At 50.0% G+C, this 18,564-nt stretch carries 12 protein-coding genes; 7 read left to right on the forward strand and 5 right to left on the reverse strand.

The annotated features are described in order from the left end of the window. Window positions 1-65: 65 nt before the first annotated feature. Together Q4563_RS04830 and Q4563_RS04835 are read right to left on the reverse strand one after the other, a co-directional pair. Window positions 66-704: a LuxR C-terminal-related transcriptional regulator gene (locus Q4563_RS04830; protein WP_215978094.1), complete on the reverse strand. Its 639-nt coding sequence runs from the start codon at window positions 702-704 to the stop codon at window positions 66-68. After that, window positions 701-2,839 (reverse strand): ATP-binding protein, encoded by a 2,139-nt coding sequence (locus tag Q4563_RS04835; RefSeq protein ID WP_303603791.1) that lies wholly within the window; start codon window positions 2,837-2,839, stop codon window positions 701-703. The genes Q4563_RS04830 and Q4563_RS04835 overlap by 4 nt, the downstream gene beginning before the upstream one ends. A gap of 356 nt (window positions 2,840-3,195) precedes the next feature. On the opposite strand from Q4563_RS04835, the gene Q4563_RS04840 reads away from it, so the two are divergent. Next, the gene (locus Q4563_RS04840; protein ID WP_303603792.1) at window positions 3,196-3,672 is read left to right on the forward strand and encodes a DUF6231 family protein; all 477 of its coding nucleotides are present in this window, start codon (window positions 3,196-3,198) and stop codon (window positions 3,670-3,672) included. A gap of 101 nt (window positions 3,673-3,773) precedes the next feature. Here Q4563_RS04840 and Q4563_RS04845 read toward each other — a convergent pair whose 3' ends face one another. Together Q4563_RS04845 and Q4563_RS04850 are read right to left on the reverse strand one after the other, a co-directional pair. Beyond that, complete coding sequence (locus tag Q4563_RS04845) at window positions 3,774-4,472, reverse strand: class I SAM-dependent methyltransferase (protein WP_303603793.1); 699 nt, start codon at window positions 4,470-4,472, stop codon at window positions 3,774-3,776. A 47-nt stretch (window positions 4,473-4,519) separates the two neighbouring features. Next, window positions 4,520-5,419 carry an NAD(P)/FAD-dependent oxidoreductase gene (locus tag Q4563_RS04850; protein ID WP_303603794.1) on the reverse strand — a complete coding sequence of 300 codons (900 nt, stop codon included), beginning with the start codon at window positions 5,417-5,419 and terminating at the stop codon, window positions 4,520-4,522. Between the two features lie 115 nt (window positions 5,420-5,534). On the opposite strand from Q4563_RS04850, the gene Q4563_RS04855 reads away from it, so the two are divergent. From Q4563_RS04855 to Q4563_RS04880, 6 genes are all read left to right on the forward strand, one after another. Further along, complete coding sequence (locus Q4563_RS04855) at window positions 5,535-5,969, forward strand: Rrf2 family transcriptional regulator (RefSeq protein ID WP_303603795.1); 435 nt, start codon at window positions 5,535-5,537, stop codon at window positions 5,967-5,969. 110 nt (window positions 5,970-6,079) lie between these two features. Further along, window positions 6,080-6,364 carry a hypothetical protein gene (locus tag Q4563_RS04860; RefSeq protein ID WP_303603796.1) on the forward strand — a complete coding sequence of 95 codons (285 nt, stop codon included), beginning with the start codon at window positions 6,080-6,082 and terminating at the stop codon, window positions 6,362-6,364. A gap of 514 nt (window positions 6,365-6,878) precedes the next feature. Next, a complete protein-coding gene (locus Q4563_RS04865; protein WP_303603797.1) occupies window positions 6,879-8,285 on the forward strand; it encodes a tyrosinase family protein in 1,407 nt (468 codons plus the stop codon). A 233-nt stretch (window positions 8,286-8,518) separates the two neighbouring features. Continuing rightward, the gene (locus Q4563_RS04870) at window positions 8,519-8,737 is read left to right on the forward strand and encodes a DUF6500 family protein (RefSeq protein WP_215978102.1); all 219 of its coding nucleotides are present in this window, start codon (window positions 8,519-8,521) and stop codon (window positions 8,735-8,737) included. A gap of 632 nt (window positions 8,738-9,369) precedes the next feature. Beyond that, window positions 9,370-11,625 carry a TonB-dependent receptor gene (locus Q4563_RS04875; RefSeq protein WP_215978103.1) on the forward strand — a complete coding sequence of 752 codons (2,256 nt, stop codon included), beginning with the start codon at window positions 9,370-9,372 and terminating at the stop codon, window positions 11,623-11,625. Window positions 11,626-11,788: 163 nt separating this feature from the next. Beyond that, window positions 11,789-12,871 (forward strand): endonuclease/exonuclease/phosphatase family protein, encoded by a 1,083-nt coding sequence (locus Q4563_RS04880; RefSeq protein ID WP_303603798.1) that lies wholly within the window; start codon window positions 11,789-11,791, stop codon window positions 12,869-12,871. Window positions 12,872-12,928: 57 nt separating this feature from the next. Here Q4563_RS04880 and Q4563_RS04885 read toward each other — a convergent pair whose 3' ends face one another. Further along, window positions 12,929-18,505, reverse strand: coding sequence for a DUF7933 domain-containing protein (locus Q4563_RS04885; RefSeq protein WP_303603799.1), 5,577 nt, complete (start codon window positions 18,503-18,505; stop codon window positions 12,929-12,931). Window positions 18,506-18,564: the final 59 nt, after the last annotated feature.

Genomic DNA, 18,564 nt, shown 5'->3' on the forward strand with positions numbered 1-18,564 from the left:
CACACACCCCTGATTAATTATTCCCGCCAGTATGCAACGAGAGGGCTGTGGCGCGTATCCCTAGTTCAGGGGGTATTGTGAGAAATCAACCCGCGCCGCTCTGCCTGTATTGCCGCCTCGGCGCGACTGTGAACACGCAGCTTTCGGTAAATATGCTTAACATGATCGCCAACCGTGTGAGTACTGATGCACAAGGCCTCGCCCACTACCTTGAGAGGTAAGCCCTTGGCAATCAAAGTAAGCACCTGCAACTCGCGAGCCGTCAGCTCCTCAGCGGGCTGCGGTTGAAAATAAGCCAAAACCCGTTGAGCAATGCGCGGTGATAATGGCGGTTGCCCCTCGGCAATACCGGCCAGGTGGCGGGCCAGCTGTTCGGCACTTTGCTCTTTGAGCACATAACCACGCGCCCCCTGACGCAGAGCATCAAAAACGAAATCATCATCGGCAAATGCTGTGGTCACTACCCAGTAAATTTCACGGCCTGCCGCTTCCTGCAACAGCGTCAGACCATTACCATCCGGAAGATGTATATCCAGCAGCGCCAAATCTACCGAAACGGTTTTTAATAACTCGCGCGCCTGTTGCAAGTAGGCGGCCTTATGGATTCGCGCCCGAGGAAAGACACGTACCACAATGCTTGCCAGCCAATCACAAGTTTCTGCCATATCTTCGATGATCAGAATATTTTCGGTCGTTAAGCTCATGCCATCAACTCCTGTGGCAATGTCAGTGTCGTCATCAGCTCATCCCCGTTTTTTTGCCAGTGGATACTGCCATTCAAATCCTTCATGCGCCTACGTATCGTCAAGATACCTGTACCCGGCCGCCAAGTTTCCGGGTCACCCGTGGCTCCGTCGTGGGTAATGACCATCTGCCACCTTTGGGTATTATTGGGTTGGCACAATACGGCAATACAGCTGGGCGAGCTGTGGCGCAAACTATTACTCACCGACTCACGTAACACTCGGCCGAGATCAACTCGCGCCGCCGCGGATAAAACCAACGGTTCCAGTTCGGGAGCCACTTGCCAGTGCAGAGTAACGCCTGGCGCCTCTAGGCGCTCATAAAATTCGCAACGCCATTCGGCCATCGCTTCTCCCAACTCACACCCCTCGGGCCGATTGAGTCGATATATAGTTTCACGCAGCGCCTGCATTGCCTCGGTCATTAATTCAATATTACGCGCGCTTTCTAGCCGGTGAGAGAGTGTAAGCAAACGTGCGCCCACGTCGTCGTGAAGATCGCGCATAATACGCTCGCGTTCGCGCCGGGTAGCTGTGCGTGCATCGGCCGCTGGCCCCACCATGTGCAACAGTGAAGCCACTAAGGTGCAATCATCGGGACTGAACAAATGCCGCCCACCACTGCGATAGGCGAGCGTAATACTGCCTCCGCCGGTCAGATTGGGAATCTGTAACACCAACCCCTCCTCTACGAGCAAGGGCATGGTTAACCTTGTGGTGCTTACTTGTGTTTTCAGCGGCTGAAACAGACGCGAAAGTAATTGATGCCAGCTGGAATTCAACACCTCATCATCACCGTCACTGATCAGACTTTTCAGCAATTCTCGTGGCAGCCATTGCATGGGGTCTTTACCTTGCCAGAACAGCTTGCGCCACAACCATTGGCGCAGTGGAAAATACACCCAGCCCACCACAAATATTGACAGCGCCAATACGTATGTGGGCGCCAGCTCCAGCCAATAGGCCAGAAGTAAATCCAGCCCAATAACCGCTCCCCCACCCAGCAACCACAGCCACGCCGAGAGCCACCACTGCCCCAGTTGGAACAGGCGATAACGCACGACCGCCATGATCAATCCCAGATAACTGACAATTCCGACACCAAACGCGATCTCCAGCGGCAATACCGGTGCCGCCCCCATCATGGCCGGAAAAAAATACAGACTGGTGACCAGAATTATCCCTGTCATCATCACCAATACAAACCAACGCAGGGCTGCTCGATCTACTGGATGACGACGAGACAAAAACCACTGCACTGCAATCACTGTAAAAGTGGCAGGCAATGCACACACCACAGGAAAAGCAAAGGTGCTACCCGGCCAATCAACCGCTTGCGTCAGCTCATTGACAAACAACAGCAATGTGGCAACTAACAGCGCCCACAGCACTCGACCCGAGACCAACCGACGCGGATAGACTAAAAATACCGCTAGGTAAGAGAAGAAAAACAACAGCGTACCCAGCCGATTACCAGCAACGGCCCACTCGAATAACTGCGGATGGATACTGGGTTGGCGATAAGCGTATATCAAATTAGACAAGGCAATAATGGCAAAACTGGCCCCCGCCAATAGCAGCATATGACTGGCCAACTCCCGTCGCCGGTAGCTCCATACCCCAGCGCCCACCAAAAAGGGGATTGTGCCCGCGGCCATGAGCCACCACCATGGCGACAGACTGTTCAACGGGCGGCGACTCGCCTCCAGTATAAGCTTGCGCCCATCCTGTAAGTGAATTTCCGTTTGCGTCTGGTCGGTAGCGCGATAAAGCGCGGCCACATGATCGAACAACGCATTAAGACCGGAGAAGTTTCCGGTGCGGTCAGGATCACTCACCAGACTCAAGGGCTCAAGCAAAACCGGGGATTGACCAACAGTAGCAAAGGCCGTCACCTTATCGCCCACGGCAAGACCTGCCGACCGAGCGCGATCATCGACCGCTATCACCTCTCCTACCCGGTCTGGAGCAGAGGCGATACTCACACCAAACCAAGGCGCTGTAATAATTAACCACACACACAGAACAACAGCGGCCATTGCCATCACTGCTGCCAGGAAAAATATATATTGAGGTGTGAATACCGTTCGCTTCATAGGCTCGGCCTCTACCGATCCACCAAAAGCACATGACCTTGTGGGCCAAACCGCTTGCGCCTTCGCGTTATTATGTGACTTGGAACATCTCAAGCTTACCACAGAGAAAATTACGGCCAGATAAATTTTGAAATGCTAGGGACAGATACACGGTTACTTATTTAGCGTTGCATGTGTTGTTAGATGCCATTTCAAAAGCGACGGAGTTACTTTTCTTCGAGCCAGGAAAAGTAACTCACTCTGAAGGCGAAAAATTTATATCCGCATGCCCTCTAAAACCACGCCACCTTGCTAGCACCAAGACAAGAATGTGATACTAAAGCTCAACGCCCGAACCTCTTAAATGTTTTAGCCCAATGTCTGAATCCGAACAAGCGCTTGCCGCTATTATCGACAGTTGCCAGCCCAGCAGAATCGTCGCGCTAGGCGAGACGGCGCAGCGGTTAGCACAACGGTGGTCTGAGCACAGTGAATGTGAGGTTACTCACCTAAACCTTGAGGACACTCAAAACGGGTTGTCGTTTGCTGATGTTCAGGACCTCGGCTTAGTCTCCGACACCTTGGAGCATGTGAGTTTTCAGCAAGGGCAGATTTTGATCGGCCAGCTGCGCAATTACGGCACCCGCCAAATCGCGGTACTGGTGCAGGACCAAAGTGGCTGGGATTTGAATGATTTTATCGCACTGGGGTTTAAAAGAGAGGCGCAGCTTGGGGAAGACGGCGGCCGCAACCCATCAACCCTGTACACCTACAATATCAGCAGCTATAACCACCAACGCCCCTGGAACAACCCCAGGTTCTGGGCCAACCCGCACATGTGGGGTAAGACCTGATGGTGATGGACATTTGTAAAGTGGCTTATATTTTATGGCGGTGTGTTTTAACGAGGTGTTTTTCGCCTTTAGAGCGAAAGCCCGTTTAATTATCTTGCCCCTTAAAACTCTACCCGCCTCGCCAACCAACCGTGCATCAAGCCGGCTTGAAAAAATGGAAGTGGATTTTCAAAACCACCAGCAGCTATAAGGCTAGAGACTTCGCTCGGCGGCAATACACCCACATGATTCGTGTAGGTGTTGCGCATACGGGCTACGCCTGACTCAGTGATTTTACCCGAGGTCATACTCACCCAGCCGCGCAGCAATAGGTCAAACTCGGGCGAGGTGATTTCTGCGGCCAAATCAACGCTGATTAACAAGCCAGTGGGTTGTAGTCGGTCAGCAATGGTATGAAAAAACTGTGTACGCTCTGCACGCGGCAGAATAAATTGCGATACCAAAAAACAAGTAGCAGCGTCGTGTCTGGCGACGCTGGGCACCTCGCTTAAAAAGCCTTGATAAAACTCGCAGCGCGAGCTTATACCTGCCTGCTCCACTCTTGCACGGCATTTAGCCAGCATAGCACCAGAGGGCTCAACGGCCGTAAAACACCAGCGGGGGTTTTTCTGGGCAAGGTGTAACAGTTCATCCCCGGTACCTACACCAACACAGAGAATGTGCGCATCAATAGGTAAGGACACCAGGAAGCTATCGACCAGTAAATACAAACACTCGCGAATCGCAGCCGTTTTAGCCCAGTGAGCGTCGTAGTGTTCGGCCTGCTGGTCAAACAGTGCGGTTATTTCATCAGGTTGCATTGTCTTCTCGCTTAGTAGTGAATAGCGGCGGGCAGAGATTGGCCTGCTTAATGATTAAATATCAGCGCGCGATGGGCGGCGATACCCGCCATGGTGCCCGATGCAATGGCAAAGGTAGCGCTCTGCATTGGGTTGGATAAATCACCTGCGACAAACACACCGGGGGTTGAGCTTTCTTTAAAATCATCCACTTTAACAGCGGCACCCAGTGGGGCTTCTACCGTTTCAAGTTTTAACTTAGCCACAAGGGGTGAGGTAATGGTGACTTGGGGGGCGACATACAGCCCTTTAATAGGAATCTGACGGCCATCGGCCAAAGCAACGTATTGAATTTTTTCACCGTCACCGACAACTTGGGTTATGGCGCAATCTTCTATGCCGACACCTCTTTGAATTAGATGCTCTAGTACCTCTGCCTCAGGCTTGAACTGCCCCTGGGTAAATAAGGTGGTCGCGCCCCAATCCGGAATCAACGCTGCTTGGTGAAAAGACATTTCACCGGTGGCTAAAACACCCAGCGCACGGTCTTGCAGCTCGTAGCCGTGGCAGTAAGGACAGTGAATAACACTTTTGCCCCAGTGCTCCTTAACCCCCGGAATATTCGGCAAACGATCGGTGATGCCGGTGGCAAGAATAAGCTTTTGCGTGTGGTAGCTAGCCCCACCTGTCAGCGTGACCGAGAAGCCGCCCTGCGTCTGCTCGACATCGACGGCACTGTCGTCGATAAGTTGAAAAGTTGGGTAGGCCTGCAATTGCGCTAGCGCGGTGGTACGAATTTCAGCAGGAGTTTTGCCGTCCAGACAAAAAACCCCGTGAGATTCGGCAGCAAAACGATTGCGCGGTTTATTGGCGTCAACCACGATGACATTGCGCCGACCGCGCACCAACTGCATAGCCGCCGACAACCCCGCAAAACTTCCCCCGACAATAAGCACTTCTGTCTTCATTTTCGTCACCTGCAACTCATGAAACAACAATAGTTACATGAATATGCCGCCACAGCAAGCCATGTAACACAAAAAGTTTCATGATATATTGGTGATTTACTCGCAAAGGCGTTCTATGCGCAAAGACAGTCGACTCTCCCGAGTGCTGCATGTACTCATACACCTTAATCGATCAGACGGCCCGGTTACCTCAGAGACATTGGCCAATATGCTCGCCACTAACCCTGTGGTAGTCAGACGCACCATGGCGCTATTGCGCACCCAGGGTTATGTGCAGTCCAGCAAGGGCCACAACGGCGGCTGGGCACTGACTAAGCCCTTGGCCGACATCTCCCTGTTGGATATTCATAACGCACTCAGCGAAAGCTCAATTTTTACCATTGGCCTGACCGACGAACACAACAACTGCCCGATAGAAATCGCCGTTAATGAAGCGTTAAAAGATGTCATGAATGAAGCCGAAAATTTAATGCTGAAGCGCTTTGGCGAGATTACATTAGATAAACTCGAACAAGGCAGCACAGGCCACCCCGTCAATCTGCGCTCTTAACAGATCTCTAAGTCATTATGCTTGACAGAAAACTTAGCAACACCTGATTTAAATCAAAGCGACCACTGGATAAAAGCTTAAAATTTACCCTTCACTTTGGAGGACGTAATATGGCTTACAAAAAATTAGCAGGCACCTCGGCCGTTTTTATTGATGAGAACAATCCAAATAGCTCAGCCCAAGAGCGGGATGGTTTGACCTGGACGGCCACAGAACTGCATTTACAAGAAATACCCGATCAATTAACACGCAAAGAACCCATGGCAAATAGTTTGTCGCTAGAGGGACTCGAAGATTACGACCCACCTCATCATGGAGATCTACGGTTAGTGCAATGTATTAATGCGGACTTTGTGTATGTGGCGCCGACTAAAGCTTGGGTACAATATTATTAACTGCTGCTGAGTCTTCAAAAATTTAATAAGGGCGCAGGTGTACACTGATCTGAATTGATTGTGTGACTGCAATCATCAAAACCAAACAGGCCTCGAAACCATCCGGATTTAGACAAACAACCAAAAGATTGCTACCAAGCGCCTCCCCCTTTTTCACTTTATCAATACATGTATCTATTTTAAGCGGCGATAGAATAAAGATGAAATACACGCCTTGAAATGGCAGATACTCTATTCAGCTAGGACTTCAGCTCTTGTGGCACGCAGATCAACAGAGCTTAAGTATTATTTTTAAAAAAACACACGGAAGCCTTTAGTGTTATTCCCTTTATCTATAACCCTGTGCCGGTATTAGCCGAATACAGGTACAGCAATTAATAGTGCGTGACTACGACGAGTGGACATGATCCAATAGCGATCGCCAACAGCAGTTAATCCCCGTATAAATCACTTGCTTTAACCAAGGGTTACCCTGCGGGTTTGTAAGGCGACAATTAAAATCAAGGAGGAATTTATGAAAAACATCATAAAATATTGCCTGTTTATTCTAGTCATTTTTAGCATTACAACCGCCCAAGCGGCTCAGTATCTGCGAAAAAATGCCGCCACCGACGCGGCTCAAGCAGACATTAAAGCGCTCAACATTGCACTCAAAAAAATGAAAGCGATGTCATGCGATGAGCCATTCAGCTGGTACTATCAAGGTGCAACTCATTCCATTCCCGACGAAATAAAACCCAACCCACTGTGTCCGTCCTACACCCAGAAGGCCGACTTAAAGTGGGCATGGGCTACTTGCACCCATAAAGCCGGCTCTGAAATACATTTTCTTATGTGGCACCGCCTGTATATTGCACATTTTGAAAAAATTGTACGCAAGCTTTCAGGCAAGTCCGATTTCGCTTTACCCTACTGGAATTATACTGACCCCAGAAACCGTGTTATGCCTAACGCTTTTCGAACAACGGATACTTCTTTATTTGAAGAATCCAGGCTCCCCAGCCTGAACAATGGGGAAAGTATTAGTTCGGACATGGATTCCAAGTTAAACATTAATTTATTAATGAAAAATAGCGTGTTTTCTGTATTCAACAATAACATTGATAGCGCCCCACACGGTGCCATGCACAATTATATTGGCGGCCTTTATGCTGGCACGAAAATGTGGAACCCCATTTACCAGAATGACAATCAGTTTGGGTTGATGTCTCACGTGCCATCCGCCGGGTTTGATCCGATATTTTGGCTACACCATTCAAATATCGATTTCATTTGGCAAGCTTGGGAATTAAGCCCAAATGGAACTCGCCCCTCTTTAGCTGAGTTGGAAAAAGCGCCCTGGCCTTATCAATTCTTTGATGAAAATGGCAAAAGAGTTGAGTACACCATTGAGGAGGCGTATAAAACGGCTTTTAATATCGACTACCAATATGATCAGCTGCAATCTCAAATCCAACCACTCAATTCAAGCGAACACAAACTGTTAGTGGCAGAAAATACCAGCCAAAACAAAGAGCTGGTATGGCATCAAAAGATCGAGCAAACCACCGAAGATAATACGATCGTTATGGATGCCCCCATGATTCAACCGCAAAAGAATATGGAACTAATGCTACTGAATCGTCCCGAAGCGCTCGTCATTGAGATTGTTGTGGCTTTTGAAACTGAACCACACGACAGTTACAACGTATTTATTGTTAACGGTAACGGCAGCCGAACACTCACGGGGGTAATGACATTTTTTGGAGCTGCTCACCACATGCAAGGGCACGACACGCATCAAGCAGGCGGAACAAAAACATTCACCTATGACGTAAGCTCAGAGATACCCGCCGATGGTGATTATGACGTTGTCATAGAAAGCCAACGCAATAAAGATGAAACACTTTCCGTAAAGAGCATGTCCCTATACCGTTATTAATCTTTTAACCATGCAAACAGCAGGGCTCAGACTGTCTGCGCCCTGCCGCTGGTGTTCTAAACACAGCCCCAGACACTCATTGAGTGTAACCGAGCGTTTCTTGTTAACATACTCATAATCAGACAAGTACCGGTTTTCTTTTGAACTCAATCAAGAACCTAGACGTTAAACCTTCAGCTTAACGTCATTCTCAATGTTTTTACTTAGCACCACGAGTATATGGATAAAACTTTATGCGCAAAGAACTAAGAGCCAAGATCATTGAAGTTTGTGATCAAAAAATACAATCCAAAGGAGAAAACGTGGGCCTTTCTTTTTATGCATTTTTCAAAAACAAGAATACTGATCCAGAATTGCTGATGGAGGCTGCAACCTGGTGGATAGAAACCCATCAGTTGGATCATTTCGAAAAAGCCATAAAAATTAAATCAATGGTAAGCGCTGACATTTAATCTAGCAGGTTGCCACCACTACTTTTGTGCAAAAGTTGACTTGATAAGCGTTTACATAACTTTATAGTGCTGTATAAAAACTGTTCTTTTAAACAAGAAAAATTGGATCCGCAATATTTTCCAGGATTCAATACTCGCCTCACATAAATGCAGACTGCTATTCATCTGCCCCGCAGCAGAGCATAATTTGATAAGAGTTGAATCAGTTTTACCACCAGAAATTCTTGAGTAATAAAGAATTATACGCCCCGCCTCACTCTTTAAATCTGTCTTTATATAATCACCCCCTGCGTCATCAGTGGCATCTGGCGCGACAACAAAAATTTATGCGCCCCGATGCGATTGCTCTTAACAGTTTTTATCATACTTCTTATTTTTACATCGAGCGTTGGCGCGAAATATGCCTTATGTGACCCGCCGTACCTTCGTATTCTCACGCTGGCTGATCGAAACCGTGGATGAACGACTCTAACGCACAGTGGCTGACAGTGGACATCTTCTGCAAGGGGTACTAAACCTATGTGTGACCTGAAGGTTTAAATATTGAGCAGTACTACTGAATTAAGCGGAGCTTCATTCGAAGGCGATATTTTGATAGATTCGATTAAGTCGGTTAACTAAAAGGAAAAATTATGCAAACGTTGAAGACCAAACGCCGCAATGCATCCGCATCGCTCGCCATAGCTGTCTCTATTGCCGCTGCCAGTTATGCAGGAGCAACCATCGCCCAAGAGCAAGACGGCGCGACACAAGAGCAAGGCCAAAACACCAGAGCGATTGAGGAAGTTATGGTCACCGCGCAGAAACGCTCCGAAAGCGCACAGGATGTCGCTATCGCTATTTCCGCGTTCAGCGGCGAAGACCTGGACAAGATGGGCTTTGAAGAGGGTATCAATATTACCCAGCAAGTTCCCAACATGAATTATTTTGCCATTTTTGGCGAAGCGTCCAGCCCATCACTAACGCTGCGCGGTATTGGTTTATCTAACTTTGCCGACACATGGGAAGCACCCGTTGGACTTTATGTAGACGAAGTTTATCGTGGCAACCCTTCGGGCTCTGGCATGCAATTGTTTGATGTACAACGCATTGAAGTGCTGCGCGGCCCTCAAGGCACACTGTTTGGCCGCAACACCTCGGCCGGCTTAGTACACCATATTACCAATGATCCAACAGAAGATTTTGAAGCCAACGCCAGCCTCCAGCTGGGCAGCTACAATCAAAGTATTTTTGAAGGTGCGGTCAGTGGCGCCTTAACCGACAACGTACGCGGCCGCTTTGCGGTTAAGAAAAGTGATAGCGATGGCTGGCAAACCAACGGGATTGATGGACAAGACCTTGGCACCACCGATACCTTGGGGTATCGCGGTAAATTAGCAATCGATTTCACGGACAACGTTAACTTGCTACTGGATGTGCACGGCAGCGATGCCGACCAACAAACCGTAGGCTTTGTGCACTTGGGTTATCAAGACCCAACCAACACGAACAATCGCTGCGCCACCGCGAGCATTCTTGAGGGCGATTGTATCAGCGTTACCATTCCGGGCGCGCTCACGGGTCGCGAAGAGGCCGGCGGCTGGGGGCCAGAGTACGCCTCCTCCGGTGCGGCCGATGGACTTAAAACCGAAATTGAAACCTTTGGCGCCTCGGCTAAGCTTTCGATCACCACTGATAAATTTGATATCACCTCCATTACCGCACTGGAGACCATGGACAAACTGTTAGAAGATGACTTTGACGCGACGTCGATTATTTGGTTCGACGAGCAGTATAAAGCCGACACCGAACAGTTCAGCCAAGAACTTCGCATCAGCGGCGCTACCGATAGCATGGATTGGGTCTCGGGCATCTACTATTTTAAAGATGAACGCAACCTGGCCACCCAGGGCCCCACCACCAGTGACGCCATTATCTTCGAAGGCTACTGGCATAACGAATATATCGACCAAAACACCGAGTCTTACGCGGTCTTTGGTCAGATCGACAAAGCACTAAGCAACACACTGTCATTGACGGTGGGTGCCCGCTACACTTGGGAAGAAAAAGACGCCGTATTGAGCAACCGCGGCGAACCCAGCTATTACGGCGACCAACTGTTTGCTGACGAAATTGACGAAGAAGGTTTTAGCGGACGCTTAGGCCTAGACTACACCCCCAACGACAACACACTGTACTACGCCAGCCTGTCTCGCGGCTTAAAATCCGGCGGTTTTAACGGCTCTTATGTCGGTAGCGTTGGCGCTTTTGGTCCGGTCGAAAAAGAAACCATGACCAGCCTGGAAGCGGGTTACAAGGCCACTCTGGGGGGCGGCCGAGCGCGTCTAAACGTTGCGGTATTCGCCTATGAGCTAGAAGACTTTCAGGCGCAACTGTGGGACTCATCCACCGGCTCCGCCGATATTTCTAACCTAGGGGATGTCCATGGCCACGGCTTGGAAGCAGAGCTGACCTATCTCGTAACCGACGACTTCGAATTGATTACTGGCCTGGGGCTTCTGGACACCGAAATCAAATCGGACTTAGTCACTAATGTCGCCGGTCAGGTTATCGAGATCGACGGCAACGAAATGCCTTCCGCACCTGCCACCTCCCTCAATCTGGTAGCGCGTTATTATCTGGGCGACTGGACACTACAAGCCGATTACTCCTGGCTCGGTGATCACGAGCTGCAGCTGGAAAATGACCCCTGGTCCAAGCAAGAGGCCTACGGGATACTTAACGCACAGGTCTCTTGGCGGTCTGGCGCTTGGGCGGTTACCGGCGCGGTTAAAAACTTGTTAGATGAAGAGTACTTCACCTACCAAAACACCGGCGGTGATGACTGGGGTTACGCGGTTTGGGGCGCCCCACAAACTGCCTACGTCAAACTCGACTACAGTTTTTAACTCCTAGTCTGCACTAGAAGACCAACTAAGGGGAATGGGCAACCATTCCCCTTTTTTACGACCGTCACTTTACCTAGCCGTAACTTAACACCTCGGCACTGGGTGCCTAGCTTTGTCGCATCTGCTATCGTATTGATCACACAAATTCCCATGGCGACCCAATATGACCCTATTTATCTGTATTGCCACTGGTATATTAGCGCTGGCCACAGTGCTGCCTTTATGGCGAAATCCCCACTGGCTGGTGCGTGGGCTGGATTTTCCCCGCTTACAACTTGCGCTGATTGCCCTAGCACTTATCTCGTTACAGATTTTTTTAATACCCTGGACACTACCCACGTTTTGGATTGTGTTGATTGTCACTCTGGGCTGCCTGTGTCGGCAATTGTGGTGGGTACTGCCTTACACACGCTTGTGGCGCGCCGAGGTTAAACACAATCCGAACGCCAAACCCGAGCACAATCTCACCATAATGACCGCCAATGTTCTCACCCCCAATCGGCAGGCAGACACGTTGCTAGCCCTGGTGAAAAAGCACCAGCCCGATATATTAGTGACCCTGGAATCCGATCAATGGTGGCAAGACCAACTGGATGTTTTAGAGGCCGATATGCCCTACTGCATCAAGTGCCCGCTGGATAATTTATACGGTATGCACGTTTATTCTCGCCTCGAGCTAAAAGAAGCCGAGACGCGCTACCTTGTTGAAGACGACATTCCTTCCATGCACGCTCAGGTGATATTGCACAGTGGCGATGCCGTACGCGCACATTTTTTACATCCAGCGCCGCCCAGCCCCACTGAAAATCCCGAGTCGGCCGAACGCGATGCAGAACTGGTTGTCGTGGCCAAGAGTGTTGTTGAGAGCGATCAACCGGTGGTAGTCACCGGCGACTTAAACGACGTAGCCTGGTCTGCCACCACTCAGCTGTTTCGCAAACTCAGCGGCTTGCTAGACCCGCGTATAGGCCGGGGAATGTTTAACACCTTTCACGCCAAGTACCCATTTTTGCGCTGGCCACTGGATCATTTATTTCACAGCCGCCACTTCACAGTCAGTTCGATTGAACGCTTACCTTATTTTGGCTCGGACCACTTCCCGCTATTAACTCGTCTGGCCTTCACGCCAAATGCGAAAGAAAAGCAAGAGGAGCCATCCACCGACCGCGATGAAAAATCTTGGGCCAAGTCCATTGCTCAAGAGCAAGAGGTAGGCGCTGATGATGTACCAGAACCCGGTGAGTAATACGCAGAAAGGAAAAGCCGAGGCGATCAACAATCGCCTCGGCCAAAGCGTTACGCGCTAGTGGCGTGTTGCCGCAAACCAAGCCCGGTAGCGATAACCCCACGCGGCAATACCGCTGATAAACAGCCAGAGCAAAGCGAGTGACCAGTACGACGTCGCCGGCAGGTTGGCCGGAGGCTGAGGCCCCGTTCCGAAGGGTTGCGCTGCACAGCTGTAATCGGCCTCAGGGTAGTCGACGGCCTGCTCTACACTCACGCCCAAGTCCGCCACAATACGCACCCCCTCTAAGCGATCATCTTCCACCTCAACCCAGCTCTCATCGATATAACTCCAGCCAGGCCATACCGTAGGGGCGAATTCAGCACCGAGCGACATACCAGGCCACAGCAATTGACCAGAAGACGGTTGGTTGGTTAGCCGTTGCAATAAACGATCCGTGCCACTGAACCACGATAGAGTCACATCAGGTGCAGAACCTTCGAACGGCTGACCATCAGACAACAATTGATACTCTACCCACGACGCATGTTCATTACAGTAGCTGCTCGCCTGCAGTGTAATGCCGCCGGCCCCCACCGATAAATACTCACCAAAATTATATTCAGTGGCATCATCGCCCGGCGCTAAATTAATCCCGATAAATTCATCATCGACATTAACACTGCCACCGTGACTACCAACCGTATCTATACCGTCGGTCCAACCCTGCGGGTGTGTTTCAGTAATGGTGTACTCACCGGGCGGTAAATTGGTGAAGGCGTACGCACCGCTGGCATCGGTTGTGGTGGTACGTGTAACGGGTCCCGTCAGAGTAATTGTCACACCGCTAATCGCGCTCTCTGCGGGATCAATGATACCGTCGTCGTTAATGTCGTGATACACCCGTCCCGCCACTTGCGCCGGCAGCACTTCGGAAAAGTTATTGTTGGGTGAACCACTCACCTCATCAGCATCGCCACTATCGGTCAATTCAATGCCGACAATTTCACTAGTCGTATCACTTGGGTTTGCCGCCACACCTGGCGTGCCCCCGCTGCCGTTATAACCGACGATCGTACCCTCGGTCGTCACACTGTTTAATGTGTCGGCAGGCTGCAATGGCTGGCACACCGAATATGTACCGGCGGGTAAAAGCGCAAATAAGTAATTACCCTGTGCGTCGGTCTTCGCCTGCTCTAACAAAGCCCCCGTGCAATCTGCACCTTGACGCAACTCAACGGTGTTGGTTGCAATTGGAGTGGAACCACCGGGAATATAAACGCCATCGGGTATCGCCTGATTATCCAAAAATACCTTACCGGAAATATAGCCCAACGTACTGACCAACAGCGGCGTATTAACGGGCTCCTCATTGGGACCAAAGTTAGACTGTAGCGCACCCACGGCAATATTGTTGATGTATTCACCGGCGTCCGGGGCTGTCACATCAACCTCAATGCGGCAACCGCCAGGGGGCACAATAGCGCCACTTTGCAACGTTACCGTCGTGCTTGCCGCAGCCGCAGAGATACTGCCTGTACACGTATTTACCACATTAGCCGGACTGGCCACCAACATTTGTGCAGGGTGGGCAGGCAACTCATCAACCAAGTCCTGACTCAATACCATATCGGCATCGTTAGGATTATCGATGGTAATCGTTAAGCGCGATACTCCCGCCGGTGGAATCACGGGTGGTTCAAACGCTTTGCCAACAGTGCCCGGCACATTGATGATCAGCTCGGCCTGGGTCGGCTCTAAATTTTCCACTCCCTCAAAGCTCGTAACTCCGCCTTGTGGAATTTCATTAATATAGGAACCCGCTACGTTACTCAACACGTCAACCGTCAGTGTACATGCAGAACCCGCTGCTAAAGTAACCCCGGTAACAGTAATTTGCGTGCCCGAGGCAGGAGCCGCCACCACGGCTTGAGGACAATCGGTCCCAATGTTGGGCGCGGTTGCCACAAACAAGCCTTCTGGCAAGATGTCTATCAGCTGTACTTGGGTCAAATCGATAGTATTGGGATTTTCCAACCGAATAGTCAGTGGTGCCGGTACACCCGCCAAACGATAAGCCGATCCGGTGGTAAAACCTACCGGGTCATCCGCATCCAGCGTAAAGCCATCAATCGCTTTATTGACGCGAATATGCTCACGCACCTCCAAAGTGCCTGTCCCGGGTGGATGCGTTACTGGCTCTTCTTCCACGGTAATAGAGTCGGCTGGAATGATATTTTCATAGGTACCTTCCAGATCAGCCACAACATCGATATCGATATAACAACTGCTTGCCTCACCGGCAATCACTGGCCCCAAATTACCGCCAATAAGTTGTACTTGGGTGCCAGCGGGCCAAGAAATATTGGCCGATCCACCACAATTGGTAAACTCATTGGCTTCATCGGCTACACGCAAACCTGACGGCAAGGGATCGATTAAATCAAAATCGAGCAAGCCGGACTCCATCGAGTTATATACGGTGATGCGCAGTGTCGAACTTTCGCCTGGTGTTACAACCGCCGGAGTAAAATGTTTACTCAACCCCACACTGTACGAAGTGTTTAATGTGCTTTGCGCAAAGGTTGTGGTGTTAGTCGCGCCTTCGTTGGTGGCGATACTCTCCATCGGTATGGTATTGGTAATAGTACCAACTTTAGACGAGGTGACATTAACACTAACATCACAACTCGCATTGGCCGCCAAATTTGCACCTGTTAAAGTCACACTCGTCGCACCCGACACAGCCGACACTACCCCGCCGGGGCAAGAGGTAAGAGCATCGGGCGAAACCGCGACACTCATTCCATTAACCTCACCACCTAACAGGCCATCAACGGTAAAATAATCACTAAGACGAATATTACTTAGATCTTGTGCAGCGTTAGTGATATTGATCGTCAAACGAGCCGTCTCACCCGGTGCAATAGAGCCGGGGTTAATTGCTTTGGATATAACGGGTACTTCAGGAGCTTCGTAATTAAGCGTAGCGCTTACGTTGGTGCGATTTAGCAAACCACCATCAGCTGTTATTTCACCGGGTGCAATAACGTTAGTCCAGCTACTATTTCCCTCTACGTCCACGTTAAAAAGTAAATCACAGGTCGCCCCAGGCGCTAGACTTGCGCCCTCCAGTCCAACATAGCTTGCACCCTCCACTGCCGTCATCTGAACGGGGCCGTTACAAGTCGTATAAGCGTTGGACGGCGAAGCCAAGTACATCCCTGCTGGCAAATTATCTTCAACACGAATACCCGTAATCGGTACCGTACTGTCAAGGTTTTGCAGGCGAATCAGTGCCTGGACTTCACCACCAGGTGCACTGGTGTCGGGGGTAAAGCTTTTGCTCGCCGCCAACGCGTCGCTGTAAGTTATGGTGGCACTGTCATCGGTGGTAACTGGCAACATTGAGCCATCGGCATTCGTTTGAATTGCCGTGGCAGTCGCGGTATTCACATAAACACCAGCAGGCCCCACAACATCAACCTCAACATAACAACTCGCAGGGACGTTAGTCGCACTGTTACGTGGGCCAACCGTACCGTTATTAAGCGCCAATGAGGTCGATCCTGGCACGGCTACCAGAGTGCCTCCACAGGTATTACCCGCATTAGCTACGGAGGCAATACGCAATTGAGCAAATGGCCCCGCTGTTGGCAAAGTATCACTCAAGGCTAGGGTAGTAAGTGCGTTATCAGAATAATTTAATACCCTCAGACGCAAACGCGATACCTGCCCCTCGGTCAAAGTCGCACTGTTTTGACCATCGAAGGTTTTTTGCAGAGCGATCACAGCGTGATGATTGGCCGAGACCTCTTGTGACGGGCTGGCGTTGCAATTACCAGCATCACCGTTAATTCTCACCGCACACGCTCCAATTTGATTGGTCGTATTCTGGGTGCTGGCGGGGTCAATCATGGCCCAAAAGCTGATGGTACAAGAACCCGGAGAGCTAGCTGTGGCTCGAGCGGGCAAGGTTGGAATAGTAAACAATAAGTCGCTGTCACCTTCTACACGCCCATTCAAATTCAAGCTTCCACACGCGGCCGTTAAACTGGGCGCAAAACTGCCATTGGTTAGCAGGGTAGAGCCGTTTTGCAGTACATCGGCCACCGTTACATTATAAACATCTGTATTCGAAAAATTTTGCACGGTCACGCTGTACATAACCGGGTTACCCGGTGCGACATTATTGGGACTGCGTGATTTAAGAACACGCAAGCGATCGGCAACAATGACTGTTGCTGAGCGAGACTGACTAATAATTCCCGGCTCGCCCGTTACTTCTACCGCTCCTGCAGGGATATGATTGGTATATGTAGAAGGTAAATCAGTTGCTGGAGTAATAGCACTATAAGTTACGGTTAATAAACAGCTCGATTGTGCTGGTATAGAAAACCCACCCACATCAAAACCTTGCCCACCACTTACGATACTCTCAGTTCCACCGGCACAGCTATTATTCACATGGGTAACATTCATGCGATCTTGAAAGGGTGCAGCGGCAACTGGGTTGTCAGAAAAATTACTAACGGGTAAATCCACTTCACCATTATTATTCAGCGTAATAGTGAAGGTGCTCGGTACACCACTGGCAACCGGGCTTTCCGTAAACGCTTTGGTTACAGAGATTGGCGAGCGAACTGTGATGTTTCGACTAGCATTTGCCGCCGGCGTTAACCCTTCATCACTACTAAAGCTTGATGTTTGCATAGTGTTTTGCACATTCAACTGATAATCACCGTCAGTATGACGTGCTCGAATTTCAACCTCCAACAGACAATTGGTCGATGGCGCCAGAGTTCCGCCATCGACAGCAACCTGTGCAGTCGAACCCGCTGTCAACACAACATTGGCATTCACTGGTGGCTCCACACAGCTGCCTGTCGCAGGCACACCAGTGGGCTCAATTACCGCGCCACCGGCACCACTTGTGGGAAATATATCGACAAAACTAAAATTGGTTAGATCGATGTTACTGTCATTATTATTTAACTGTATGCGCAAGGTGGTAGGTTCTCCACCCAAAATTGCCAAGCCGTTGCCAGTAGGAAATCCTTTTTGCCAGGTAGGCAGACTTGCTGCCAACACAGTGTAACCTTGCGGCCCACCAGACGCATTAGTACCGCTGTCGCTTGTCACTTCGCCTGTATTCAGTGCATAAGAGAACGACGTACTGCCACCATCTGAATAAGCTGCAATGGGGATATCTAAATAACATTGCCCTGAGCCAGGTGCCGCCGGATCTTGTACTGGAATAGTTAATCCGCTGAGTGTAATAGTTGATGTTCCTGGTACCGCTGAAAGCGAGCCACCGGTGCAACCCGAACCACTAATGGTCGGAGTACCCGTAACAGTCAAACCACCGCTAGCGGTAGAGGGGAGCGCTTTCGAAAAGGCAACCCCTGTAATGGCATCTACAGTAGAGTTATTACTTAAGGTAATACGTAAACTGGTCGCCTCGCCGGGATATACGGTGTCACTATTGGGCGCTACTGGCCCCGTATTAACCGCCACAGCGAAGTTGGCATTGGATTGTGCCCATGACTGTGATGCACCTACCAAAAATAAAATTCCCAGCACCACACCAACGATATTATATCGATGAAATACACTACCATAAGATAGACTTAACGAGCTTCCTTTGCGAAACATACAGAGCACCACGAGTAATAGAGACAGCAATGACAGGCAGCCCTAATTTTTAAACCAGG

The organism is Gilvimarinus sp. 1_MG-2023 (assembly GCF_030548285.1).